This is a genomic window from Providencia sp. Je.9.19, assembly GCF_051129765.1.
In the GTDB taxonomy this organism is placed as follows: Bacteria; Pseudomonadota; Gammaproteobacteria; order Enterobacterales; family Enterobacteriaceae; genus Providencia.
Window position 1 is genome coordinate 34,588 of sequence record NZ_JBCPSS010000008.1, and the last position, 25,053, is coordinate 59,640.

General features: G+C 39.4%; 21 protein-coding genes. 8 read left to right on the forward strand and 13 right to left on the reverse strand.

The window, feature by feature from the left end:
• Nucleotides 1-137 precede the first annotated feature (137 nt).
• The 3 genes from AAZR93_RS19525 to AAZR93_RS19535 form a co-directional block, all read right to left on the reverse strand.
• A complete protein-coding gene (locus tag AAZR93_RS19525; protein ID WP_294104568.1) occupies nucleotides 138-1,484 on the reverse strand; it encodes an NCS2 family permease in 1,347 nt (448 codons plus the stop codon).
• 480 nt (nucleotides 1,485-1,964) lie between these two features.
• Nucleotides 1,965-3,161 carry an MFS transporter gene (locus AAZR93_RS19530; RefSeq protein WP_434720794.1) on the reverse strand — a complete coding sequence of 399 codons (1,197 nt, stop codon included), beginning with the start codon at nucleotides 3,159-3,161 and terminating at the stop codon, nucleotides 1,965-1,967.
• Nucleotides 3,162-3,362: 201 nt separating this feature from the next.
• The gene (locus tag AAZR93_RS19535; protein ID WP_434720795.1) at nucleotides 3,363-4,115 is read right to left on the reverse strand and encodes a sulfite exporter TauE/SafE family protein; all 753 of its coding nucleotides are present in this window, start codon (nucleotides 4,113-4,115) and stop codon (nucleotides 3,363-3,365) included.
• A gap of 216 nt (nucleotides 4,116-4,331) precedes the next feature.
• Between AAZR93_RS19535 and AAZR93_RS19540 the strand changes: the two genes are divergently transcribed.
• Entirely contained in the window at nucleotides 4,332-4,889 is a 558-nt protein-coding gene (locus AAZR93_RS19540) for a helix-turn-helix domain-containing protein (protein ID WP_294104573.1), read from the forward strand.
• Here the strand turns inward: AAZR93_RS19540 and AAZR93_RS19545 are convergent.
• From AAZR93_RS19545 to ivbL, 4 genes are all read right to left on the reverse strand, one after another.
• On the reverse strand, nucleotides 4,886-5,548 hold the full coding sequence (locus AAZR93_RS19545; RefSeq protein WP_434720796.1) for a hypothetical protein: 663 nt from the start codon (nucleotides 5,546-5,548) through the stop codon (nucleotides 4,886-4,888). The genes AAZR93_RS19540 and AAZR93_RS19545 overlap by 4 nt on opposite strands.
• Nucleotides 5,549-5,807: 259 nt before the next feature.
• Complete coding sequence (gene ilvN / locus AAZR93_RS19550) at nucleotides 5,808-6,092, reverse strand: acetolactate synthase small subunit (RefSeq protein ID WP_294104577.1); 285 nt, start codon at nucleotides 6,090-6,092, stop codon at nucleotides 5,808-5,810.
• A 2-nt stretch (nucleotides 6,093-6,094) separates the two neighbouring features.
• The gene (gene ilvB / locus AAZR93_RS19555; protein ID WP_434720797.1) at nucleotides 6,095-7,792 is read right to left on the reverse strand and encodes an acetolactate synthase large subunit; all 1,698 of its coding nucleotides are present in this window, start codon (nucleotides 7,790-7,792) and stop codon (nucleotides 6,095-6,097) included.
• Nucleotides 7,793-7,894: 102 nt separating this feature from the next.
• The gene (gene ivbL, locus AAZR93_RS19560) at nucleotides 7,895-7,987 is read right to left on the reverse strand and encodes an ilvB operon leader peptide IvbL (RefSeq protein ID WP_294104581.1); all 93 of its coding nucleotides are present in this window, start codon (nucleotides 7,985-7,987) and stop codon (nucleotides 7,895-7,897) included.
• Between the two features lie 379 nt (nucleotides 7,988-8,366).
• On the opposite strand from ivbL, the gene AAZR93_RS19565 reads away from it, so the two are divergent.
• The 3 genes from AAZR93_RS19565 to AAZR93_RS19575 all read left to right on the forward strand — a co-directional run bounded on the left by AAZR93_RS19565 (nucleotide 8,367) and on the right by AAZR93_RS19575 (nucleotide 10,833).
• Entirely contained in the window at nucleotides 8,367-9,533 is a 1,167-nt protein-coding gene (locus tag AAZR93_RS19565) for an MFS transporter (RefSeq protein ID WP_434720798.1), read from the forward strand.
• 113 nt (nucleotides 9,534-9,646) lie between these two features.
• Nucleotides 9,647-10,294 (forward strand): GNAT family N-acetyltransferase, encoded by a 648-nt coding sequence (locus AAZR93_RS19570; protein WP_434720799.1) that lies wholly within the window; start codon nucleotides 9,647-9,649, stop codon nucleotides 10,292-10,294.
• 131 nt (nucleotides 10,295-10,425) lie between these two features.
• Nucleotides 10,426-10,833 (forward strand): helix-turn-helix domain-containing protein, encoded by a 408-nt coding sequence (locus AAZR93_RS19575; RefSeq protein ID WP_434720800.1) that lies wholly within the window; start codon nucleotides 10,426-10,428, stop codon nucleotides 10,831-10,833.
• Nucleotides 10,834-11,042: 209 nt separating this feature from the next.
• Here AAZR93_RS19575 and AAZR93_RS19580 read toward each other — a convergent pair whose 3' ends face one another.
• Entirely contained in the window at nucleotides 11,043-11,525 is a 483-nt protein-coding gene (locus AAZR93_RS19580; RefSeq protein ID WP_294104588.1) for a DUF2938 family protein, read from the reverse strand.
• A gap of 357 nt (nucleotides 11,526-11,882) precedes the next feature.
• Between AAZR93_RS19580 and AAZR93_RS19585 the strand changes: the two genes are divergently transcribed.
• The 3 genes from AAZR93_RS19585 to AAZR93_RS19595 all read left to right on the forward strand — a co-directional run bounded on the left by AAZR93_RS19585 (nucleotide 11,883) and on the right by AAZR93_RS19595 (nucleotide 15,752).
• Nucleotides 11,883-13,460 carry a PTS transporter subunit EIIC gene (locus AAZR93_RS19585; RefSeq protein ID WP_434720801.1) on the forward strand — a complete coding sequence of 526 codons (1,578 nt, stop codon included), beginning with the start codon at nucleotides 11,883-11,885 and terminating at the stop codon, nucleotides 13,458-13,460.
• Nucleotides 13,461-13,473: 13 nt separating this feature from the next.
• The gene (locus AAZR93_RS19590; RefSeq protein ID WP_434720802.1) at nucleotides 13,474-14,835 is read left to right on the forward strand and encodes a 6-phospho-alpha-glucosidase; all 1,362 of its coding nucleotides are present in this window, start codon (nucleotides 13,474-13,476) and stop codon (nucleotides 14,833-14,835) included.
• A 146-nt stretch (nucleotides 14,836-14,981) separates the two neighbouring features.
• Nucleotides 14,982-15,752 carry a MurR/RpiR family transcriptional regulator gene (locus AAZR93_RS19595; RefSeq protein WP_434720803.1) on the forward strand — a complete coding sequence of 257 codons (771 nt, stop codon included), beginning with the start codon at nucleotides 14,982-14,984 and terminating at the stop codon, nucleotides 15,750-15,752.
• 38 nt (nucleotides 15,753-15,790) lie between these two features.
• Here the strand turns inward: AAZR93_RS19595 and AAZR93_RS19600 are convergent, their stop codons facing one another.
• Together AAZR93_RS19600 and AAZR93_RS19605 are read right to left on the reverse strand one after the other, a co-directional pair.
• Nucleotides 15,791-16,258, reverse strand: a complete 468-nt coding sequence (locus AAZR93_RS19600) for a GNAT family N-acetyltransferase (protein WP_434720804.1) — start codon at nucleotides 16,256-16,258, stop codon at nucleotides 15,791-15,793.
• A 234-nt stretch (nucleotides 16,259-16,492) separates the two neighbouring features.
• Complete coding sequence (locus AAZR93_RS19605; RefSeq protein WP_294104628.1) at nucleotides 16,493-17,014, reverse strand: single-stranded DNA-binding protein; 522 nt, start codon at nucleotides 17,012-17,014, stop codon at nucleotides 16,493-16,495.
• A gap of 988 nt (nucleotides 17,015-18,002) precedes the next feature.
• On the opposite strand from AAZR93_RS19605, the gene uvrA reads away from it, so the two are divergent.
• Nucleotides 18,003-20,837 (forward strand): excinuclease ABC subunit UvrA, encoded by a 2,835-nt coding sequence (gene uvrA, locus AAZR93_RS19610; protein WP_336429517.1) that lies wholly within the window; start codon nucleotides 18,003-18,005, stop codon nucleotides 20,835-20,837.
• Nucleotides 20,838-20,958: 121 nt separating this feature from the next.
• On the opposite strand, the gene AAZR93_RS19615 is transcribed toward uvrA, so the two are convergent.
• From AAZR93_RS19615 to dnaB, 3 genes are all read right to left on the reverse strand, one after another.
• Nucleotides 20,959-22,155: an aromatic amino acid transaminase gene (locus AAZR93_RS19615; protein WP_434720805.1), complete on the reverse strand. Its 1,197-nt coding sequence runs from the start codon at nucleotides 22,153-22,155 to the stop codon at nucleotides 20,959-20,961.
• Between the two features lie 62 nt (nucleotides 22,156-22,217).
• Nucleotides 22,218-23,300: an alanine racemase gene (alr, locus tag AAZR93_RS19620; protein ID WP_434720806.1), complete on the reverse strand. Its 1,083-nt coding sequence runs from the start codon at nucleotides 23,298-23,300 to the stop codon at nucleotides 22,218-22,220.
• Nucleotides 23,301-23,590: 290 nt separating this feature from the next.
• The gene (gene dnaB, locus AAZR93_RS19625) at nucleotides 23,591-25,003 is read right to left on the reverse strand and encodes a replicative DNA helicase (protein ID WP_294104635.1); all 1,413 of its coding nucleotides are present in this window, start codon (nucleotides 25,001-25,003) and stop codon (nucleotides 23,591-23,593) included.
• Nucleotides 25,004-25,053: the final 50 nt, after the last annotated feature.

The following is a 25,053-nucleotide window of genomic DNA, read 5'->3' on the forward strand; positions in this document are numbered from 1 at the left end:
TTCCACTTAATTCACTGACCTATGTATATTCTATCCTTAACCCACTCTGTGACGGTGAAATAATTTACACTTTAAGATTAATCGCAACAATACGTTAAAGGGCGACTAATGCCACCCTTCTATTGATATGAAAATGGCTAAATCGCCAAATCAGCAGCATAAAACGCTACTAAAAGAACGGCAATAACGATAGTTCCAATGTTCAGCTTACGCCATTCACCCGCACATAGGCGACCAATGACCAGTGATGCAAAGCCCAACATAATACCTGTGACGATATTACAAGTCAGAACGATAAATACCGCACAAAGCAGACCTGACATCGAATCGACAAAATCATCAAAATCTAATTTTGAGACGTTACTTAACATTAGCAACCCAACATACATCAGCGCTGGCGCAGTTGCATAAGCAGGGACAAGATAAGAAAGTGGTGATAAGAATAAAATGAAGAGGAATAAAACACCGACGACGACCGCCGTTAAACCTGTACGCCCCCCCGCAGCAGTACCCGCAGCTGATTCAATATACACAGCCGCTGGGGACGCACCAATAACCCCCGCAAAAATGCTACTCACGGAGTCAGCTGTTAATGCTTTACCGCCATCAATAATTTGACCGTCTTTATCGAGTAAATTAGCTTGCCCAGCAACCGCGCGAATAGTACCTGTCGCATCAAATACAGCTGTCATCACAAGCGCTAATAGGCTCGGAAGTACCATCGGCTGCAAAGCGCCCATGATATCCATGCTAAACATAAGAGAAAGGCCATCTTCACCAAATGAAGGTAACTTAAAGAAACCTTGGTATTTTACTGTAGGATCAAAAATCAAACCGAGGATTGATATCGCGATAATAACCAATAAAACGCCACCCGGTACACGACGTTTTTCTAAACCAAAAATAACTGCCAAGCCCGCTAAAGACATCAACACAGGGAAAGATGTAAATTCACCGAGTGCAACAGGCAGTCCTGCATTTGGATTTTTAATTACTAAGCCAACACCATTAGCCGCAATTAATAATAAAAATAAGCCAATACCGATACCCGTACCATGAGCAATCCCCATCGGCATATTGCGTAAAATCCAACTACGGATGCCCGTGACTGAGATTAAAGTAAACAGACACCCCATTAAAAAGACGGCACCTAGCGCAACAGGGATCGTAATTTGTTGCCCAAGAACTAAGCTAAACGCGGTGAACGCGGTTAATGAAATCGCACAACCAATTGCCATCGGCAAATTAGCCCATAATCCCATCAACAAAGAACCAAAACCCGCCACTAAACAGGTTGCAATAAATACGGCGGTCGGTGGAAAACCAGCCTGTCCTAACATGCCAGGAACCACGATGACAGAATAAACCATCGCTAAAAACGTCGTTAAGCCTGCAATGATTTCGCGACGAACTGATGAGCCTCGCGCTGATATCTTAAAATATGAATCCAATTTACAATTGGATGAAGCCTGTTGGCCTGACATGGCGTACCTCTGCTGTTAGTGTCTAAAATCAATTGATTTAGCGATGTAATTTTTTTCAAAAATACCGAATTCTTTTTCTTAACTAATCGCATCAAGCAGACTTAGCAAACCTTACGTAATCGATTACGTTTTGAAAAAAATTGCATAAATTGAGAAATAATTCCCAATAAAAACAATAACGCAAACGTTTGGCTTTAAAAAAAGAGAACGGGATACTGTGAGGAAAGCAATTATCGTTTGAAAATGGGTCGTTAATCAAGTGTTTTTACGTTTTAGGTTAATACGATTGCTGTATTAATTCTGTCAATTTATTCGAAAAAACACCCAAAAAAGATATTCATAATGTGATAATAATGAGGAATATAACTGTTTTTACATATGGATTAAATATGAGTTGAGCTGTGGTGCAGTACAAAAATGTGGCTATAGATCTGTAGTTAACGATAAGAGCCCAACTACAGACCTACTGAATAATAAAGCTTACGGTGTGGCTTGCACTGTAACTTGAGCGCTATATTTTTCACGAGTGAACCACAAAAATACAGCCGCACCCAAAATTAATAAGACAGGTAATCCTAAAGGTGAAATAGTTGTCACCACACCCGCTAATAAAGGCCCCGAAAGATTGCCGAGTCCCCATAACATTGCGGCTGCTGCATTAGCGATAATTAACTCATTACCTTTAAAATATTGTCCAATTTGCACTAACGCAATCGTATAAATTGCACCTGCTGTCGCGCCTAATACAAATAACAATAACCAAATTAAATAAGTATTAGTGATCACCACGGGTAATAATATGCTTGCCCCCAAGGTCACGACACCACATATTCTATACAGTTTTTCTCGATTCATATGATCAGCAAGCCAGCCAAAAGGCATTTGCATAATTGCGTCACCGGCAAGTATTGCACTTATCATCAATGCTGCAACGGCTTCTGTATGCCCCATTCCCATGCCATAGATGGGAAACATAGACAGAATTGTGCCATCAAAAAAGGCAAAAAAGACAATTCCAGCGCAAATACCCGGTGCAACTTTCACAAACTGAAGGATCGAAAAATGAGATTTACTGGCTGTCTTAGCAATGCGATCGCCTATTTTTTGATCCATCAATAAAAAAAGTGCAACTGAAATAAGGTGAATTAACGTACAAATCAACAGTGGCGATTTATCTTCAACACCGTAATAAGCAATAAAAGAAGGTCCAAGTAACTGACTAACAGTAAAGACCGTCGTATATATCGCTAATATTCGCCCTCGTTTGTTTTCAGAAGACAGTTCATTAATCCATGTCTCCCCTAAACAAATCAGTACACCACTCGCTAGACCTGTAATTAATCGTAATGGAAATAATAACCAAAGCGGTAAGGAGCTCAGCAAAGGTAACAAACTAATCGCTGAAATAACGGTCGCAGCCAACATAGCTTTTCGTTTACCGCACCATTGAACAATACGTTGAACCACCGGGGCGATTAAAAACATCCCCAAAGCTGGCGCGGCAGAAATAATACCAATATACAATTCGCCAACACCATAATTATTTAATCTAAGCGCCACCATTGGAATACTTAAGCCAATAACAATACCAATCACGGCGATACTTGTTGTGATTGTAAAAATAGCAAAGGAAGGTGAACGTCGAATATTTTGTAAACGCTGATTATCAGGACTCATTTTGACATTAATCTGCTTACTTGAATAAAAGCAACAGAATTAAACTCCATAAAAACAATATTTAGTTGAGATTAAAAATCACGAATAATTAAATAAAAAGCATAATGCATGTGGTAATTGTAGCATAACCTATAGATTACCCCGCTAAATTAAATAAAAATAATTTATTATGTATTTGTGTTCTTAATAGAGTAATAAAAATTAAAGAACAAAAAAATAGCGATATAACAAAGCGATACCTGAAACTAATATAACAATATTAATTGTCTTCAAGAAAGCTTCTCGAGATATTCTTAATGTAATATGTCGTCCTGCCCATGTACCTATCAACATCGCGGGTGAAAAAGCAAGAGCTACCAATAAGATATCAAGGTTAAGGTAAACGCCCATCACTAAAAAGATAATCACTCGAGTTAAGGTACTAAAGCCAATTAATGTCATTTGAGTTGTACGAAACCGCTGTTTATCTTCAATTCGACTCGATAAATACATCGCGTAGATAAAACCACCACTGCCAAATAAAGCACTAAAAACCCCACCAACGAGGCTAAATGGCACAACATACGCTTTAGAAAACGGGGTTTTTTTCTTCTTTGAAAAAAAAGCATTCAACACATAACCAATAACAAAAATCCCCAGTAATAAAACAAGAATATCAGGACGTGTTTTTAATAAAATAGCTGCACCAATTAAACTTCCAACTACCATTAATGGAATAATCCATTTTATTTCCTGATAATCTGCATTTTTTCCATCTTTAAACAAATTTAAAACCGCCGCGGTTAAATCGATCAACGCTAATATGGGGACAATCATGCTTAAAGGTAGATAAAGTGCCAATACTGGCGTTGCAATTAATGCGGAACCAAAACCTGCCATACCAAAGACTAAATAAGCAAACAATAATGTGACAAAACAAATTGCCATATCAAGAGATAATAATTCAAATGGCATAGTCGTGAATTCCTTAATTTTTCAATTTTCCTACTATAAATTCTTCCAAGCACATTAAATAGTGTTATTTTTTTTGCAGTTAAAATATCAAATATTTATTATTAATAACCCTACATTATCTGCAAAATAATATGTCTATATCGGTGATTTTCTGACATTTCATTTTCATGATGGTAGAATTAACAGAATAAATTAGAGCTTAAGGAAAGATGAGTCATGGATAAAAGGATTAATATAAAGATTGGGCAAAAAGTGCGCCTCCTAAGGCAAGCTAGAAACCTTTCCTTAAATGAATTATCTCGCCTATCTGGAATATCTAAAGCCGCATTATCTAAATTAGAATCCGGCGGCTCTAACCCGCGCATTGATACTTTAGAGGCAATTGCGATTGCTTTACGCTTTCCTTTAAGTGATTTATTCACTCGCCAGCATGAGGCCTACCCCTATTTGGTAAAATCATCGCCTTCTGACGAAGATTACTCACAACAGTTTAAATTTCGCATTAATATGGGAAATATTTCAGAAATTTGGCAACTGAATATGAAACGAGGGGCTCTTATTAATAGCCCCGCACACATGAGTGGAACCCATGAACACATTATGTTGCATTCAGGTTCACTCATGTTACGTTTGAATGACTCTCAAACTATTGTACTGGAAGCAGGTGATTTTTATGCATTTAGTGGTGATTTGCCCCACGCCTACTTATGCATGGAAGAAGATGTACAAGCCACCGTTGTGATGACGTATTCCCATCTTAGTGATGGCATTTAAACCGCGATATGTTTTGCATCATAGCTAATGCGCAATACATTTTTCTTATATTTCATTGATTTTATAGAAAAATCCTCAATACATTCCAATGCATTTACATGCGTACCACCACAAGGCATTTCTTCCGTTTGATCAATATAACTAATGCGTAGTTCACCCTTTTGAATGATTTCTACAACTCGTTGACTGTTTAGGCTTTGATTAACAATTAATTCAATTTGCTGACTATCTAACTGTTCAAAAGGCGTCGCATCATCAGAGTACATGGTGAACTCAACGCGTGATTCATCAGGAAAATGATGTCCTTTTTGAGCCATCCAACCAAAGCGTCGCAATTCCCAGTTTAACAAATGCCCAGCTGTATGCAGAGCCGCATAGCGACGACGCTTTTCACCATCAATATGCGCTTTAACTTGTTCACCTTCATTCAGAACTAATTCATTCGGAATATAAGCAATAATTAAACCATTAAGCTGTTTCTTAATTCGAACAGGCTCATTGTTTATCCAAGCAGTATCAACGGGTTGCCCACCACCTTGAGGATGAAAAATATTATCTGTTAGAGCGACCCAGCGCCCTTCTTCATCTTCTCCTTGTGCTAGTAGTATCGTTTCCACTTCATATTGATAAGTATCAGTAAGATAAATATTATTCTGCATAAAAATCAGCCTTTATAAATGCTTTCCCCAATAAGTGACGTCTTTATGGAGATTCTTTTTTCAATGACCTTGTTATATCACTACCGTTCGTTTTAAGAAACAATTCAATCTAGAAACAAACAAATGTTGCAATTTTGAGATTCAATACCGTTTATATCACTATAAAAGTAGCGTACTCTAAAATAAAAATCAGCCTGTAATCTATGTTCATAAAAAATTGAACACAGATTGCAGACTGATTAAAAGGAAGAATTAAGTCTTACTGCAAATAATTTTGCATGGTCTCAAACAAACGTAAATCATCGCTAAAACGAACCTCTTTTACATCTTCAAGTTTTTCGACTTGATTAACCATCTGAGATAAACGTTCGTCATTTTGAACTAATAGCCAAATACGGCTTTCATCTTTACCTTTTATAGGCATACAGAGAATGCCGTCAACGTTAAATGCGCGGCGGGCAAACAAACCACAAATATGTGACATCACCCCCGGATGGTTACGAACGATTAACTCTAATGCAATTGGTTGATATTCAAGTGTCATAATTACGCTCCGATCATGTCAATATTAGCGGCACCGGGTGGAACCATTGGATAGACCTTCTGATTTACATCGATCAAGGCATGAATTAAACAAGGGCCTTTTCTATTCATCATGGCCTCAAGCGCCATTTCAGGATCAGCTTCATTATTTAAGTCACAAGTTTGTAAACCAAAGCCTGCCGCAATTTTAACAAAGTCAGTCTGATACGGATAAGCTGCAGCAAATATACGATTTTCAAAAAACAAATTTTGTTGCTGATGTACCATTCCTAAAGCTTGATTATTCATTAACACGATTTTTATATTGAGATTGTGCTCCGCCGCAGTTGCCAACTCCTGAATATTCATCATTAAACTTCCATCACCCGTAAAACAAACCACGGTTTTATCCGGATTTGCTAGCGCTGCACCAATGGCCGCGGGCAGACCGAAACCCATCGTGCCTAACCCACCCGACGTTAACCATTGGCGTGAGCGCGTCAAAGGATAAACTTGTGCGGCCCACATTTGGTGCTGCCCCACATCCGTGGTCACAATGGCCTCTTCCCCAGCAGCACGCGCTGTGGCAAGTACTAACCCATAATGACTAAGTGGATTATCTGCTTCGCTTAGATCTAAAGCATAATTTTGTTTTAATTCATTAACTTGCTGCAACCATTCTTTACGCTCATTTCGTTCGACAAGTGGTAACAGTAATTCCAATATTTGTCCTGCATCTGCATGGATAGCAATGTCTGGTCGCTTAATTTTGCTGATTTCGGCTTTATCGATATCAACATGAATGATTTTTGCATTCGGACAAAATTTTTCAGCGCGACCAATCGCACGGTCATCAAATCGAGCACCGATAACAATCAGTAAATCAGATTCTTCCATCACCATATTAGTACTACGAGCAGCGTGCATACCTAACATCCCCAGATAAAGCGGGTGCTGAATCGGTAACGTCCCCAAAGCCATTAATGTCATGGTAGTCGGTAATGAAGCTTTTTCTGCAAAAGCGATAGCTGTACTCGTTGACTCGGAACTAATAACACCGCCACCTAAATAAAGAACGGGATGCTTAGATTCATTGATCATTTTCGCTGCTTGAATGACTTTTTCCATCTCAAAGCTAGGTGGTTTATCTTTAGGCGAAATATCAGGCAATTCAGCTAATTCTATGGTTGCGGTTTGAACGTCCTTTGGAATATCAATCCATACGGGTCCCGGACGCCCCGATTCTGCGATACGAAATGCATCACAAATAACTTGTGGCAATTCATTGATATTACGTACCAAATAATTATGTTTAGTCACAGGAATGGAAATACCATAAGTATCCACTTCTTGGAATGCATCAGTACCGATCATGGAAGAAGGAACTTGGCCAGTAATACAAACTAAAGGGATAGAATCTAGTTTTGCATCGGCGATAGCCGTAACAAGATTAGTAGCTCCCGGCCCACTTGATGATATACATACCGCTGCTTTACCCGTTGTGCGGGCAATCCCTTGAGCAATAAAACCTGCGCCTTGTTCATGGCGTGCAAGAATGTGATGTATTTTTTTACTTTGCCCTAAAGCATCGTAGAAAGGTAATGCCGCGCCACCTGGTATACCGGAAACAAGCGTAATACCATGTTTTTCTAAGAGGTGAACAATTAATTCCGCGCCTGTATAACGGGTTTTCCGTGGTGATATTGTATCCGACTCGCTCATAATTTTTATCCTTCACTTGCCTGCGGGTCCAAGCGAAGAGTCATAAAAAACCCCGCTCGGTTTGCGCCGGCGGGGTTTCAAAATCTGCGTTGATTTGACCCGTTACGGCGCTAAGCCCACGACCACGACCACACGCACGACCACCGCGGCACATGGCGCGGTAAGTAGTAGTAGGTTTAAGTGATTAGTCGTCATATTCACGGGTTCTTCCTGTTTAATCTATCTTGTTTAAATTATTCATTTTTATTTTTTAACTGTCTTTAAGAAAACATAATTTTTTTCCCCTGACAATCCTTTTTTTTATTTTTATAACGTACACGCATTAAATGAGATCTAAATCACAAACCATTCTATTAGTTGAATACTCTGATATTATTTAAAATATAAGAATAAATCACCAATAAAAATAAAGTGAAAATATTGCGAATCCCTCTTGACTTAAAGTCAACTTGAAGTTGTAAGATTCGATTCATGACTTAAACCAAAATGATTGCAGTTATAAAAATAACAGCATGAAAACTCCATTTAATACAGCAATAACAATAACATTTATTTTTAATATATTGAGGATCTCATGCCAAAATCAGTTTGGTGGTTAGCCATTTCTCTTTCTTTGTTTATAACTGGAAATGCGATTGTACTTTCTGTTGCTGTCGTGATCGGAGAATCTCTCGCGACAGATCCGACCTATTCAACAATTCCCTTATTAAGTCAATATGTTGGCCTAATTATGGCCACCATTCCAATTGCTTATTTAATGCAAAGGTATTCAAGAAGGATAGGTTTTATTATTGGAAATATTGGCGGGTTAATCGGTGCTATTCTATCAATTATTGGTGTTTTAGAAAGTAATCTCATTTATTTTTCGATTGGCTTATTCTTTACAGGAATTGCAATTGGTACTGCACAGCAATTTCGTTTTGCGGCATTAGATGAAGCCCCTAAATACCTACATGCCAAAGCAATTGGGTTAGTCATGAGTGGTGGTATTGTCGCCGCGCTCATAGGGCCGACCCTCGCAATAACAACTCAAGGATTTTTTGCAAAGTATCCATTTGCAGGGCCGTTCACTGCGTTAATCGGTATTTATTTGATTGCATTTCTTTTGCTGCTCATCGTTCCATTGAAGAAAATCACTAAAACATCCGAAGAGAAAAATGCAGTAAAACGCAGTTATAAAATTTTGTATTCTCAACCAATATTAAGATTAACTGCCTTTGTCAGTGCCGTGGGTTACGCGATTGTCGTTTTCACTTTCGCTTCAATTCCACTGTCGATGAAACAGCATGACTTTCCTTTTTCATCAATCGCAATTGTTTTCCAATTTCATATTTTAGGTATGTTTGCCCCTTCTTTCTTTACTGGACTACTCGTACATCATCTCGGGGCTAAGCGTATTATTTTTTGTGGCGTCATTTTACTTATGTTATCTGCCGTCATGAACTTGATTGGTCATAGTTTTTATCACTATTTATTAGCGGGTATCTTTGTTGGTGTTGCTTGGAATTTAATATTAATCAGTACTACAAATTTATTACCTCACTGCTATGAACCTCATGAAAAAGCCAAAGTGCAAGGTATGACTGATTTTTTGATCTACTTTTTTGGTGGGGTTGGAAGCCTTGGTGCCGGTGTGTTATTTTTCACTTTAGGGTGGCAAAGCATGAATATTCTCTCCATCGCCATTTCGCTGCTAATTCTTTTAACCTACTGGCGGTTAAAAGCGCACATTCCTAGCTAAGCGATCACTAAGAGAATCATGTAAAATATCAGTTTTATAAACTAGTCGAATAGCAATAAGTCCAATTTACTGAGTTTAAAACACTTGTTGCTATAATTAAAAAGGGATTGAAAATGTTAGATGAAAAATCGGATTTCGATGTTAGCGGCTTAATCATAGAACCTCTTTCTGAGAACTCAGTTTTAGCATCGTCAGTGCTATTTTTTCAGTCTTTTGCTAATAAATTTAACAAACTTAAATTTTCGTCAAAAGCCGAACAACAATCTTTGTTCAATGAATTATGGAAATTACATTTTATTGAACAATCTGAGCAACAATTTGTTGCCTCTTATAAAGGCGAAATCATAGCAGCCTTTGGTATCTGCATGGCAACTGATAAGCCAGTAACAAACCTAAATTTTGCAAGTTCAGCACTCAAACTAAGTCGACAATTTGGGTTATTAAAAACAATAAAAGCCACATGGATCTGTTCGTTATTCAACCACTCACCGGATGATCATGAAGCCTATATCTCTTACATTGGGGTAAGTAACCAATTCCAAGGTAAAGGAATTGGTAAATATATTCTACGCTGGATTATGGAATACATAAGTAAAAACAATAATATAGATTACATCTCATTATATGTTGCACAGAATAATACTGGTGCAAAAAAGCTATATGAAAATTTAGGATTTACAGTAGATAAATATGAAAAATCGCTTATCACTCAACTTAGCATGAATGTTAATAGCTGGTTTTATATGAAATATGTATTTTAATTTACTTATTTTTTATAAATAAACTCGTTACTACATAATCACGATTTGTATTATACTTTGTTTAATCTTTATTTATTTTAAAACAACACAATGAGGGATATGCTGCAAATAAGAACCGTAGGAAATAAATTATGCATAAAGAAATATTAGTTTTATATAGCCAAAAACACACTCAATTCCAATCAATCATTATTAATGAATTAATTGATTGGATAGAAGTAAATTTAACTTGTTGTTTATTGCTTGATGATATTGCTAAAAAGTCAGGATACACAAAATGGCACTTACAACGTGTATTTCGAAAAATAGTTGGCATGCCGCTTGGTGAATATATTCGCCGTAGAAGGATCAGTGAAGCAGCAAAGGACCTCTGCTCAACAAACCTTCAAATCATTGATATAGCTTTAAAATACCAGTTTGATTCTCAACAATCATTCGCGAAACGATTTAGAACATATTTAGGTACATCACCATCCATATATCGAGTTTCGGGTTTTAGACACAATGACCCATTGTTGCTAAGGTCCAAGGTAGCTTGATAGTTCAATATGATAAAATATTATTTTAAAATCGTAAATTCTCTCAATTAAAGTAAGCTCTATGTAAAATACCACTAGAGCTTAATCTATTTAAAAATTAAAATTAATAAACTCTTAATGTTCTATTTTTTATTTTTGATATTATTAGAATAAAAAATAAATTTATAATTTTGTTAAAGTAATAATTAGGATTTATTATTATCGTTTTTTTAGATAACGTCGCTAATCACTAATCCCGTAAGATAAAGTCCAAGACCAAATGCACTATGAGCCAGAAAACTCATTAAACGGACTTTATTTGGATGCGGCGTTTTACACCCCATAACCCCGAAACCAAATCCTGGTTGCATCATAAAATAAGGTGCCGAAACTGTAATAACACCCCAAATATAAGCGGGCCAAAATGTAGGTTGAGCAAACCAACTATCCCCTACAAAATAGATAAAAATAAATGAAAAAATGATACCAATACCGTAATGAGCAGCCCAGCCAAGCGCACTTTCACCATATATCGCGTCACTTTTCATAATAGGATAGTGAAAAAAGCGTCCTTTAAATAAATAACCGACCCATCGACCAATCATAGACATACCAAGAGTTGGTATTTTGAATAATTTCAGTACTAATGACCAAATATCCATCACTATCGTAGCACCAATACCGAGAATAATAGCTAAAATGATTGTCGACACTTGTTTTTTCCTTTAATTAAAACTCAGTATTTTATCAATGTCAGATGACATTATATTTATCTGTATGTTTAGCCATACTAGCAACCCTAAAGCATTCAGCGTCAATTCATACGTGCTCTTTATGTCACTACTTCAAACCTTCCTTACTTAAATAATTAAAATGAGTTCTAGTTTTTCCACCGTATAAAAATTGGAAATTTAAAATTCCGTCAGTGAGCTATATCACATGGCAAAAGGTAACATGTTACTTTTAAAGTGATATGTTTTTAAATCAATTAGATAGCTTGATTTTGATTAGTCGGCGACGCAAGATGCTGAAATGGTATTGAGTGTGAAATAACAATAACGAGACACTTTATGAAAAATATTATTAATGCCTTGCAGGCTTTTGGTAAATCACTTTATGGCCCCGTACTGATCTTGCCCATTGTGGGATTGTATATTGCACTCGGTAATCTATTTGGTAACGGTAATCTTGCTGAATACTTACCTTTTTTAAATCACCCTATTATCCAAGGAACCGGTCAATTACTCGCTAAATCAGCGGTATCCCTTCTCAGTAACTTAGCGCTCATTTTTGCCGTTGGTATCCCGGTAGGACTGGCTAAAAAAGATAAAGGTTATGCAGGACTTATTGGTCTTGTCGCATTTATCATTTTTATTAATGCTATGAATATCATACTAACCCAGCAAGATAAATTACTGCCTATAGAAACAATGAGAGCAGCAGGTCACGGTTTAGTACTTGGCGTACAAGTGCTAGAAATGGGCGTTTTTGCAGGCATATTAACGGGCGGATTTTCAGGTTGGCTCTATAACAAATATTCAGGCCGTCAATTCAACGGCATCATGGCAATCTACTCAGGCCATTGTTTTGTCTCTATTATCACCATTCCTTTTATGATCTTACTTGGCGTGCTGATGAGCGAAATTTGGCCATTTGTTCAAGCCGGGATCACCAAACTGGCTCTTGGCATTCATGGTGCAGGTGCTTTCGGGCCGATGATTTATGGCTTTCTCGAACGCATACTGATCCCAACGGGCTTACACCACCTCGTTTATACCCCATTCCTCTATACCGAGCTTGGTGGCGTACAAGAAGTTTGTGGCACCGTATACCAAGGCGCACGCAATATTTATTTTGCTGAAATGGCGTGTCCGTCGGTCACTAAGCTTAGCCCTACCGTGGTGTGGGATGCCCGTGGTATTTCAAAAATGTTTGGCCTAACCGCTGCCGCAGCAGCAATGATTATGTTAGCTAAGAAAGAGAAAAAACAAATCGCCAAGGCTATTTTGATCCCCGCTGCTGCAACGTCCCTTTTACTGGGTGTCACCGAACCTTTAGAATTTTCATTTCTCTTTGTCGCCCCAATCCTTTTCTTTGCTCATGCCATTTTAACAGGCATCGGCATGATGCTGTTCTACCTATTCGATGTCCATGCTATCGGCGCAAATGGCGTCATCGATTTTGTCTTATATAACCTGCCATTAGGCATCGAAAAGTCAAACTGGCCTATGTATATCTTAGTCGGTGTGATTATGGCTGCGCTCTATTTTGTCACCTTCCGTTTCCTAATTTTAAAATTCAACCTTAAAACACCAGGACGTGAAGCGGATGACGAAGAAACGCGCCTCTATAGTAAAGCGGATTATCAGCAACAACCGCAATCTACTACACCGTCCACGACACCGCTTACTGAAACCGGACCTGTCGGTGAGCAAATTATTGCAGGACTGGGTGGAAGAGAAAATATCGACAGTGTTGACAACTGCTACACCCGTTTGCGAGTCACTGTAAAAGATGCTGATGTCATCAATGAAGAAACGTTAAAACAAACAGGTGCCAAAGGCGTTGTGCGCCATGGGAATAGTGTACAGGTAGTCTATGGACTGCATGTCAAAAAAATGAGAGAAGCGGTTGAAGCCGTACTTTAATAGGAGAAATAACATGAATAAACCCCCATTCATTCTGAGTATCGCGGGTGGCGGCAGTACCTATACGCCAGGAATTGTAAAAAGCCTAATGGTGCGCTTAACTGACTTTCCAATTGCTGAAATTCGGTTGTACGATATTGATGCTGATCGCCAAAATGTTATCGCACCAGTAGTCGAAAAAGTAATTCGCGATCATAGCGAAACCATTAAATTTACCGTCACCACAGATCCAGAAACGGCATTCAGTGGAGCACATTTTGTGTTTGCTCAAATGCGCGTAGGCCAGTATGCCATGCGTGAACAAGATGAAAAAATCCCACTGCGCCATGGTGTTGTAGGTCAAGAAACTTGCGGCCCTGGTGGTCTAGCCTATGGACTGCGTACCATTTTGCCAATGGTTGAGTTAATTGATTTTGTAGAAAAATATGCTGATAACGCATGGATTGTGAACTATTCTAACCCTGCGGCTATTGTGGCAGAAGGTGTTCGCCGTTTACGCCCTCATGCAAAAGTACTCAATATTTGTGACATGCCAGTCGCTGCGATGCGTAATATGGCAGCGATCCTCAATGTTGACCGCCATGACCTTGATGTAGACTATTTTGGACTAAATCACTTTGGTTGGTTCACATCTATACGCGTTAAAGGTGAAGAGAAACTGCCTCAGTTACGTGAGCACATCGCAAAATTTGGCTTATTAACGGAAGATGCCGCACAAACTGATCCACAACACTCAGACCCTTCATGGGTCAAAACTTGGCGTAATATTCAGCCTCTAATGGAAGCATTCCCAGATTATATTCCTAACCCATATCTGCAATATTATTTAATGGCTAATGATATGGTTGAGCACCAAAATCCTGAGTATACTCGTGCCAATGAAGTGATGGATGGTCGTGAAAAGCGTTTATTCGAAGCGGCTCGCGTTTATAAAGAAACCGGTATTTTACCTGATGCTTTCCACGTTGGTGTCCATGGTTCCTTTATCGTTGATGTTGCTTGCTCATTAGCCTTTAATTTACGTCAACGTCATCTAGTGATTGTTGAAAATAAAGGGGCAATTGCTAGCCTACCTTTCGATGCAATGGTCGAAGTTCCCGCTTACATTACAGCCCATGGTCCAGAACCAATTCGTATTGGTGAAATTCCACGTTTCCATCAAGCGCTGTTAGAGCAACAATTAGCCTCTGAACAACTATTAGTTGAAGCGACTCTTGAAGGAAATTACGAAAAAGCGTTACAAGCTTTTACATTAAATAAGACCGTTCCATCTATGGTTCACGCGAAAAAAATTCTGGATGATATGATTGAAGAGAACAAAGCTTATTGGCCTGAGCTGCGTAAACAATATCAAGAAGGTAAATTGATAGCGTAATCAGCGTCAAAGGTTGTGACTTAAATAGAGAAACAACTCTTTACTTGCACTTCATCTGAAATGGATAAAGAATGCTGATAATCTTAACTATCAATCAGCATTCTTTTATCTTATTTCTCAGATGACTTGAAGAGGGGAAAATCTCAGTGTCCAATCGATTAGCCTCTTTGGTTGCAAAGGCCGGTGATTTAACGAAAGCTGAATACCGTATACTCTCTTTTCTGACTCATCATCCTGAAAAAATAGGACAACTCACGATCCGAGAGCTTGCAACGCTCAACTATGTTTCTACCACTACCATTATGCGGCTGTGTAAAAAGCTCGATTTTTCTGGTTACAGTGAACTAATTTATTATTGTAAGCAACAACTTGCAAACCCACAAAAAGAGCGCCCTGCTTTATCATCCATTGAAAATCGCGATCCTTTATTTTCTCAATTTCAGCTCAATTACCAAAACACACAATCTTTAATACCTGATGTAACAAAACACGCCTTTATTAAATTAATTAATGAGCAAAATGCTTTTTTTATTTATGGAGCGGGGTTTTCGCATATATTTGCCCAATATATCAGTAAGCGTTTACAGTTATTAGGCAAAGAAGCCTTTTTATCTGGGCTCAGTGATAGCAAAAATATCTTTATAAATAATGCATCTCGCTACTCAGTATTTTTAGCGGTTTCGCGCTCAGGAGAAACTGAGCAAGTTTTAGAAAAAGTACGCATAGCAAAAACAATAGGTATGACGGTAGTAGCCTTTACCCGTGCAAGCGCAAACAGTTTAGCGTCCATGTCAGATTTGCATTTCCCTATCTATGACGATGCTGTGAGCTATCACAATGATACTATTGAAATATCTTCATTCGAATCAAATTTAGTGATGATGTTTGATTTGCTACTGTTGCAGGCTTTGTCTTGAGTAAAACTCAATGATAGGCGTTATTTTTAATGTTTTAGTTAAGATATAAGTATTTTTTTCATTGATGCATTTTCTAATACAACCCCATGTCGCACAGGAAATTTTCGCTCAACAACATAAAAGCCATTATGTAGAAAAAATGCCTCGGCGGTTTTACTGACATCTGCGGTCAGAGTGCTAATACCACGAAGCTTAGCCTCTTCATGAATATGCTTCATGAGTGATGTACCAACGCCTTGTCTAGCATAGTCCCCTGAAACAAAAAAATGGTCAATATAGCCATTAGGTTGTAAATCGGAATATCCAACAATTTCCTCATTAATAACCGCAACATAAGGCTTTAACGCTCTGATACGAGAGGTCCATAAAGCCATGTCGGTATTTTTAGGTACCCACGCATTTATCTGTTCCTGAGTATAATCCTTTGATGCGATATCATGTATTGCGCAGCTAAAGACCTTAAATAACTGCATTTCTTCCCCATTAATCAGGTTTCTAATTATCATGATATTTCTCTCAGCTAATATTGTTACCATATTGCGATAATAATACGTAAAAGCGGATGATTCACACTCTTTTGCAAAATCATTTATTTTAATACTGATGTCAGAATCTGTACCAAAACGAAAATTAAACAAGTTCAGCGATAAAAAAACACCCCAAAGTTGAATTCCAACGTTGGGGTGCATTATATAAGCTATGATCTTATATTTTCAGCTAAATGACTTTTAGGTCAATTATCAGAACGGAATATCGTCATCAAAGTCGATTGGTGGCTCATTAGTTTGTGGTGCTGGCGCAGATGAACGTGCTGGTGCACCACCGCCGCTAAATTGTTGAGCTGGAGCTTGAGGTTGCTGAGGTTGACCCCAACCACCTTGGCCACCTTGGCTTTGTGATGGCATGTCGCCGCCACGTCCACCAAGCATTTGCATTGAACCGCCAACATTAACCACAACTTCTGTGGTATAGCGATCTTGACCACTCTGGTCTTGCCATTTACGCGTCTGCAAAGCACCTTCGATATAAACTTGTGAACCTTTTTTCAGATATTCGCCAGCGATTTCAGCAAGTTTTCCGAAGATAGCAACACGGTGCCATTCTGTTTTTTCACGAGTTTCACCGGTTTGCTTATCGCGCCAGCTTTCAGAAGTTGCCAGAGTCAGGTTAGCCACGGCTCCGCCGTTAGGCATATAACGGATTTCTGGATCTTGTCCTAGGTTCCCGATTAGAATTACTTTATTTACGCCTCTGCTGGCCATTTAACACTCCTGATGCATTCAATTTAATCTTTGGATTAGTCGTGAAGTTTACCACGACCTGTCTGTATTGCACCACGAAATTGACAACAAGAAATTTAACTTGCGAAGCGCTTTCCAAATCGCAGCAAGATTTGTCGTGCTAATTTCAGTATAGGCACTAAATAATTAGAACGGTAGCCAACAACGCCGCGGCTTGAAATATAACCTAACCTTCATGACATATACTCTAAATAGTTCAAGTTGCAGCTAGGCGGCAATTGAGTTAATCCTTGGGAGAATACACAAGTATGTGACCGAGGTTAGCGAATGCAGCCAACAACGCTGCGGCTTGAAATATAACCTAACCTTCATAACATATACTCTAAATAGTTCAAGTTGCAGCTAGGCGGCAATTGAGTTAATCCTTGGGAGCATACACAAGTATGTGACCGAGGTTAGCGAATGCAGCCAACAACGCTGCGGCTTGAAATATGACCTAACATTCATGACATATACTCTAAATAGTTCAAGTTGCAGCTAGGCGGCAATTGGGTTAATCCTTGGGAGCATACACCAGTATGTGACCGAGGTTAGCGAATGCAGCCAACAACGCTGCGGCTTGAAATATGACCTAACATTCATGACATATACTCTAAATAGTTCAAGTTGCAGCTAGGCGGCAATTGAGTTAATCCTTGGGAGCATACACAAGTATGTGACCGAGGTTAGCGAATGCAGCCAACAACGCTGCGGCTTGAAATATAACCTAACCTTCATGACATATACTCTAAATAGTTCAAGTTGCAGCTAGGCGGCAATTGAGTTAATCCTTGGGAGCATACACAAGTATGTGACCGAGGTTAGCGAATGCAGCCAACAACGCTGCGGCTTGAAATATGACGAGTATAAATATGACGAGTATAGAAACACTGTATATCCAATCAGGAAAAACTATGAGATAATATCTGACTGAAGATTGTTCACTATCAAATCATCCGGGAAGTGGTAAATGGATAATATAGAAGTACGCGGTGCCCGCACTCATAATCTGAAAAATATCAATCTCACCATCCCTCGCGACAAACTGATTGTTATTACAGGTTTATCTGGCTCAGGAAAATCATCACTCGCATTTGATACCCTGTACGCAGAGGGGCAGCGTCGCTATGTTGAGTCTCTATCTGCCTATGCACGGCAATTTCTATCTTTAATGGAAAAGCCTGATGTTGACCATATAGAAGGTCTGTCACCTGCGATTTCGATTGAACAAAAATCAACCTCTCATAATCCACGCTCAACGGTGGGGACGATTACTGAAATTCATGACTATTTGCGTTTATTGTTTGCCCGTGTTGGTGAACCACGCTGTCCTGATCATGATATTCCGCTTGCTGCACAAACGGTCAGTCAAATGGTTGATAACGTTTTAGCGTTGACAAGTGATCGTCGTATGATGCTACTTGCGCCTGTGGTTAAAGAACGTAAAGGTGAGCATGTTAAGTTACTCGATAACTTGGCAACCCAAGGCTATATCCGCGCTAGAATCGATGGTGAAGTTTGCGATCTTTCCGATCCCCCTAAACTTGAATTACAAAAAAAACATACCATTGAAGTTGTGGTCGATCGTTTCAAAATTCGTGATGATATTGCCCAACGTTTAGCCGAATCATTCGAAACTGCCTTAGAACTCTCGGGCGGTACTGCCATTGTTGCGGATATGGACGATCCCAGCGCTGAAGAGTTAATTTTTTCAGCTAACTTTGCTTGTTCCATTTGTGGTTATAGCATGATGGAACTTGAACCACGTTTGTTTTCATTTAACAATCCCGCAGGGGCTTGCCCAAGTTGTGATGGTTTAGGTGTGCAACAATTTTTTGATCCTGAAAGAGTCATCCAAAATAGCGAAATTTCACTTGCAGGTGGTGCTATTCGTGGTTGGGATCGTCGTAATTTCTATTACTTCCAAATGCTTATGTCATTAGCGGAACATTATAAATTCAATGTTGAAACGCCTTATGATGAGCTGTCCCCTGAGATTCAAAAAATTATTCTTTCCGGTTCAGGCAAAGAGACCATCGAATTCAAATATCGTAATGATAGAGGTGATATTACCGTTCGCCATCATCCATTCGAAGGGGTGCTCAACAATATGGAGCGCCGTTATAAAGAAACTGAATCAACCGCAGTTCGCGAAGAATTAGCAAAATATATCAGTAATCGTCCTTGTATCTCCTGTAATGGAGCACGTTTACGTAAAGAAGCACGTTTTGTTTTTGTTGAAAATACCACCTTACCTGAAATTGCTGATTACAGTATTGGTCACGCAATGACGTTTTTCCAAAACTTGAAACTCAGTGGGCAACGGGCACAAATTGCTGAAAAAATCTTAAAAGAAATTGGCGACCGCTTGAAGTTTTTAGTCAATGTTGGACTAAATTATCTCTCCCTGTCCCGTTCAGCGGATACCTTATCAGGTGGTGAAGCTCAGCGTATCCGTCTTGCAAGCCAAATCGGGGCGGGTCTTGTAGGTGTCATGTATGTGCTTGATGAACCATCAATCGGCCTGCATCAACGTGATAACGATCGTTTACTTGAAACGCTGATTCACCTACGTAATTTGGGTAATACTGTCATTGTTGTTGAACATGATGAAGATGCAATTCGTGCAGCCGATCATGTCATTGATATCGGACCGGGTGCCGGTGTTCACGGTGGGCAAATTGTTGCTCAAGGTAAATTAGACGATATTCTTTCTAACCCTGACTCATTAACCGGTAAGTTTTTAAGCGGCGAACGTAGAATAGAAATTCCTGAAAAACGCGTGCCTATCAATAAAGATAAAACGCTCACGGTGTTTGGGGCAAAAGGTAATAACCTTAAAAATGTCACATTGAAAATACCTGTCGGTCTATTTACTTGCGTAACGGGCGTTTCTGGATCAGGTAAATCGACACTGATCAATGATACTTTGTTCCCTATTGCACAGCGCCAACTGAACGGTGCAACCGTCATTACACCTGCGCCTTACTTAGATGTTGAAGGATTAGAGCACTTCGATAAAGTGATTGATATCGACCAAAGTCCTATCGGTCGTACGCCTCGCTCAAATCCAGCTACTTATACGGGTATTTTTACCCCCATCCGTGAGCTATTTTCAGGCGTTCCTGAATCACGTACACGTGGTTATAATCCAGGACGCTTCAGCTTTAACGTCAAGGGTGGCCGTTGTGAAGCCTGTCAGGGTGATGGTGTAATTAAAGTCGAAATGCACTTTTTACCCGATGTATACGTACCTTGCGACCAATGTAAAGGTAAACGCTATAATCGCGAAACCTTAGAAATTAAATATAAAGGTAAGAGTATTCATGAAGTGTTAGATATGACTATCGAAGAGTCTCGTGAATTCTTTGATGCCGTACCAGCACTTGCTCGTAGGCTGCAAACCTTAATGGATGTCGGGCTATCTTATATTCGTCTTGGTCAATCTGCTACCACATTGTCAGGCGGTGAAGCGCAGCGAGTTAAGTTATCTCGAGAGCTTTCTAAGCGCGGGACAGGACAAACCATTTATATCCTTGATGAACCGACGACAGGTCTGCATTTTGCGGATATTCAACAGCTTTTAGTTGTTTTACATCAACTACGTGATCAAGGTAATACAATTGTGGTTATTGAACATAACCTTGATGTAATTAAAACCGCTGACTGGATTGTCGATTTAGGCCCTGAAGGGGGTAGCGGTGGTGGTGAAATTCTAATTGCAGGCACCCCAGAAGAAGTGGCTGAGTGTAAAAAGTCTCATACAGCACCTTTCTTAAAAGCTATCTTGGATCGTGGCTACTAATTTCTCGTATATCGAGAGTTATTTTTAGTTGAGACCATTTTTGACAATAAAAAACGCAGGAAAATCCTGCGTTTTTTTATAGCTGATAACGTATCAATTTATCACGTCATCAATAAGCTCATTATTGGTTTACCGCTGCAAACGCTTCAACAATACGTGGTACGTTTCGACGGTTAACACCTGCCATACAAACACGGCCTGTACCAACTAAATACACCGCAAATTCATCTTTTAAACGCGCAACTTGTTCTTTAGAAAAGCCCGTATAACTGAACATACCACGTTGTTTTAACAGATGATCAAAATTTTTCTCTGGTAGTGCTTTTTTCAATTCATCAACCAATACGGTACGCATCTCTAAAATACGCAATCGCATTGCTTCAACTTCTTCCAACCATTTCGCTTTTTCTGCACTGTCAGTTAAAACCGCAGCAACAATTTTTGCACCATTTGATGGAGGGCTTGAATACAGGCGACGTACTCCTGCTTTTAATTGCCCCAGTACACGGTCGCGTTCATCTGTATTTTTACAAATAACAGATAAGCCACCGGCACGTTCACCATAGATACCAAAAATTTTAGAGAATGAATTACTCACAAAGACAGGTAATCCTGCTTTTACCATTGTTCTAATGGCATATGCATCTTCATCAATCCCTTGCGCAAAGCCTTGATAAGCAATATCTAAGAATGGAATAAGTTTGTGTTCTAGTGCAACTTTGGTAACTTCATCCCACTGAGCAGGCGTCAAATCAGAACCTGTAGGATTATGACAACACGGATGCATCAAAATGATGCTATCTGCTGGCAATGTCTTAAAGGTTACCAACATTTCATCAAATTTTACCCCTTTGGTTTTCTCATCAAAATAAGGGTAATAATGGACTTTCGTCCCTGCACCAGAAAAAATGGAGGCGTGATTTTCCCATGTAGGATCGCTACACCAAACGTCAGAATTAGGGAAGTAGATACTTAAAAAATCAGCACCCAACTTTAATGCACCTGAGCCACCAATAGTTTGAACAGTAGCAATGCGTTCCTGTGCAAGTAACGGGCAATCTTCACCAAATACTAATTTTTGTAACTCAGTACGATAATCTTTAAAACCTTCCATCGGTAAATATAATGAAGCGCTCGCGGGCAGTTTTTGCAGTTTCGCTTTAGCTGTACCGACTGTACCAAGCTCAGGCGTTTTGCCCTCACCATCATAGTACAAACCGATACTTAAATTGATTTTGTTATCGCGAGTATCTTTATTAAATTCATCCATCAGCGATAAAATTGGATCGCCCGGGTATGCATCAACATGTTGGAACACAGGATATCTCCTACTGGATTGTTATCATTTTGCTTTGTATTGTGAAAATAACCCTTTGTCAGCTATTCGTCTACATATTCCATTGCAACTCGTGATGTCAGCTTAGTTAAGAGTTCATAGTTGATGATGCCTGTTTGTGCTGCAATTTCTTCCACAGGTAGTTCACTTCCCCATAAAATAACATTATCGCCCACTTTATCTTCTGCATTAGGACCTAAATCAACGACAGTCATATCCATTGAAATCCGACCAATGATAGGCACTTTTCGACCATTAATTAATACTGGTGTGCCTGACGGCACATTACGCGGATATCCGTCCCCATAACCTATTGCCACCACACCTAAACGAGTATCTCTTTCACTGCACCAGGTTTCGCCATAACCAACGCTTTGCCCAGCGAAATGCTCTCTGACCGCTATGAGTGAAGATTTTAATGTCATAACAGGCTGTAAACCAAAATCTTGGGCACTTTTGCCCTCTTGTGGAGATGCACCATACATGATGATACCCGGGCGAACCCAGTCATAATGCGCTTCTGGCCACAATAAAATACCCGCTGATGCGGCAATGGATTTAGCTCCCGCTTTGTTAGCAATAAATTGTTTAAAGCAGGCTATTTGATTCGCTGTAGTCGCTAATTCAGGCGCATCAGCCTGACAAAAATGGCTAACAATATTGATAGGCAATTCAACATTTTCGCAAGACTGTAAACGTTGATAAAATACTTCGGCATCTTTAGGTAGTACACCTAAGCGGTGCATACCGGTATCGAGCTTCATCCAAACATTAAGCGATTTAGACAATTCAGCATTTTCCAGCATTTCGAGCTGTTCAGTACAATGGATCACGGTATCAATATGGTACTTAACCATTAACTGTAAATCAGCAGGCTCAAAAAAACCTTCAAGCAATACAATGGGTTTGGTCACACCATGTTCTCTCAGTAAGATGGCCTCATTAAGGCGAGCAACACCAAAACCATCCACTAACTCTTGAACTGCTATCCCGACTCCAACTAATCCATGACCATAAGCGTTTGCTTTAACAACTGCAATGAGACGGCTATTGGGTGCCAATTCTCTAACACGTTGCAAATTGTGTCGCAGAGCGCGGCGGTTTATTAATGCAGTTGCCGCTTTCATTTGTTCCTCATTCGTTTTTCTCTAAACCCACTAAAAATTAAGCTGCACTATGGCAGCTTAGTCTGTTCTCTTATTTGTTATACGCTAAAAAACACCAAATTCCATTCGATATTGTTTCTTTATGAATAAAAAATTATTCCATAAATAATCCAATGACATTCTTAAAATTATTTAGTTTTAGTACGTTATTTAATTTTAATACTCTAAATAGTTTGAGTTGTGCCTAGAGCCATAGAATGAAGCCAACAACGCTACAGCTCAAAATATGACGAGTATTATGATGAGGAAGATTATTCATCATCGTTATACGCAGGCCCTGCATAATTATCAAACCGTGACCACTGCCCATTAAACGTCAGCCTCACACTGCCGATAGGTCCGTTACGCTGCTTACCTAGAATAATTTCTGCGACACCTTTAAGCTCACTATTTTCGTGATATACCTCATCACGATAGATAAACATAATTAAGTCAGCATCTTGCTCGATAGAACCTGATTCACGTAAATCGGAGTTTACTGGTCGTTTATCTGCCCGTTGCTCAAGGCTACGATTAAGCTGTGACAGTGCAACCACTGGAACGTTTAGTTCTTTGGCTAATGCTTTCAGAGAACGAGAAATTTCTGCGATTTCTAACGTGCGGTTATCTGATAACGAAGGCACCCGCATCAACTGTAAATAGTCAATCATGATGAGGCTTAGGCCACCATGCTCACGATAAATACGTCGCGCACGAGAACGGACTTCGGTTGGTGTTAACCCTGAAGAGTCATCGATGTACATATTGCGTTTTTCCATCAATATACCCATTGTGCTCGAAATACGCGCCCAATCTTCATCATCCAATTGACCTGTACGGATACGTGTTTGGTCTACTCGAGATAGTGACGCTAACATACGCATCATGATTTGGTTACCGGGCATCTCCAAGCTGAAAATAAGAACTGGTTTTTCTTCAGTCATTGCCGCATTTTCACACAAGTTCATAGCAAATGTGGTTTTACCCATTGATGGGCGAGCTGCAACAATTATTAAATCAGAGCCTTGTAAGCCTGCTGTTTTCTTATCAAGATCTTGATAACCAGTAGAAACCCCTGTCACACCATCATGAGGCTGCTGGTAAAGCTGCTCAATTTTTTCTACTGTTTCAGACAAAATAGCTTCAATACCTTTTGGCCCTTCATCTTTATTCGCTCTTGATTCGGCAATTTGGAAAACTTTACTTTCCGCTAAATCAAGTAAATCTTCACTACTACGCCCTTGGGGATCATAGCCTGCATCCGCGATTTCATTTGCGACCGAAATCATGTCACGAACAATGGCACGTTCACGGACGATATCTGCATAAGCGTTTATATTCGCCGCACTTGGTGTATTTTTTGACAATTCGGCTAAATAAGCGAATCCGCCTACACTATCTAATTCACCCTGTTGTTCCAGTGATTCCGAAAGGGTAATTAAGTCAATAGGTTTGCTTTGTTCGAGCAAAAATTGCATCTGCGAAAAAATAGTACGATGTGGTCGACTAAAAAAGTCTGCCTGAGCAACACGCTCAGAAACCGTATCCCAACGCTCATTATCAAGCATCAGTCCCCCTAAAACAGACTGCTCCGCTTCGAGAGAATGCGGTGGAAGTTTCAGTCCTTCCATTTGGTGATCTCGCGGCGCGCTTGCCTTGTAATCTGAATAGGGTTTTTTAGCCATTCTTCGTTATCCACGTCTATAATTAACCGACCGTTAGTATACGCCAATCT

What these genes read in the sequence shown, in the direction of transcription:
- AAZR93_RS19575 (WP_434720800.1), top strand. Translation starts at nt 10,426, where the DNA reads ATGCATAAAGAAATATTAGTTTTATATAGCCAAAAACACACTCAATTC.
- AAZR93_RS19530 (WP_434720794.1), bottom strand. Translation starts at nt 3,161, where the DNA reads ATGAGTCCTGATAATCAGCGTTTACAAAATATTCGACGTTCACCTTCC.
- AAZR93_RS19605 (WP_294104628.1), bottom strand. Translation starts at nt 17,014, where the DNA reads ATGGCCAGCAGAGGCGTAAATAAAGTAATTCTAATCGGGAACCTAGGA.
- AAZR93_RS19525 (WP_294104568.1), bottom strand. Translation starts at nt 1,484, where the DNA reads ATGTCAGGCCAACAGGCTTCATCCAATTGTAAATTGGATTCATATTTT.
- uvrA (WP_336429517.1), top strand. Translation starts at nt 18,003, where the DNA reads ATGGATAATATAGAAGTACGCGGTGCCCGCACTCATAATCTGAAAAAT.
- ilvB (WP_434720797.1), bottom strand. Translation starts at nt 7,792, where the DNA reads ATGAGCGAGTCGGATACAATATCACCACGGAAAACCCGTTATACAGGC.
- AAZR93_RS19600 (WP_434720804.1), bottom strand. Translation starts at nt 16,258, where the DNA reads ATGATAATTAGAAACCTGATTAATGGGGAAGAAATGCAGTTATTTAAG.
- AAZR93_RS19590 (WP_434720802.1), top strand. Translation starts at nt 13,474, where the DNA reads ATGAATAAACCCCCATTCATTCTGAGTATCGCGGGTGGCGGCAGTACC.
- AAZR93_RS19570 (WP_434720799.1), top strand. Translation starts at nt 9,647, where the DNA reads ATGTTAGATGAAAAATCGGATTTCGATGTTAGCGGCTTAATCATAGAA.
- ivbL (WP_294104581.1), bottom strand. Translation starts at nt 7,987, where the DNA reads ATGACGACTAATCACTTAAACCTACTACTACTTACCGCGCCATGTGCC.
- AAZR93_RS19585 (WP_434720801.1), top strand. Translation starts at nt 11,883, where the DNA reads ATGAAAAATATTATTAATGCCTTGCAGGCTTTTGGTAAATCACTTTAT.
- AAZR93_RS19545 (WP_434720796.1), bottom strand. Translation starts at nt 5,548, where the DNA reads ATGCAGAATAATATTTATCTTACTGATACTTATCAATATGAAGTGGAA.
- AAZR93_RS19535 (WP_434720795.1), bottom strand. Translation starts at nt 4,115, where the DNA reads ATGCCATTTGAATTATTATCTCTTGATATGGCAATTTGTTTTGTCACA.
- AAZR93_RS19540 (WP_294104573.1), top strand. Translation starts at nt 4,332, where the DNA reads ATGGATAAAAGGATTAATATAAAGATTGGGCAAAAAGTGCGCCTCCTA.
- ilvN (WP_294104577.1), bottom strand. Translation starts at nt 6,092, where the DNA reads ATGACACTTGAATATCAACCAATTGCATTAGAGTTAATCGTTCGTAAC.
- alr (WP_434720806.1), bottom strand. Translation starts at nt 23,300, where the DNA reads ATGAAAGCGGCAACTGCATTAATAAACCGCCGCGCTCTGCGACACAAT.
- AAZR93_RS19565 (WP_434720798.1), top strand. Translation starts at nt 8,367, where the DNA reads ATGCCAAAATCAGTTTGGTGGTTAGCCATTTCTCTTTCTTTGTTTATA.
- dnaB (WP_294104635.1), bottom strand. Translation starts at nt 25,003, where the DNA reads ATGGCTAAAAAACCCTATTCAGATTACAAGGCAAGCGCGCCGCGAGAT.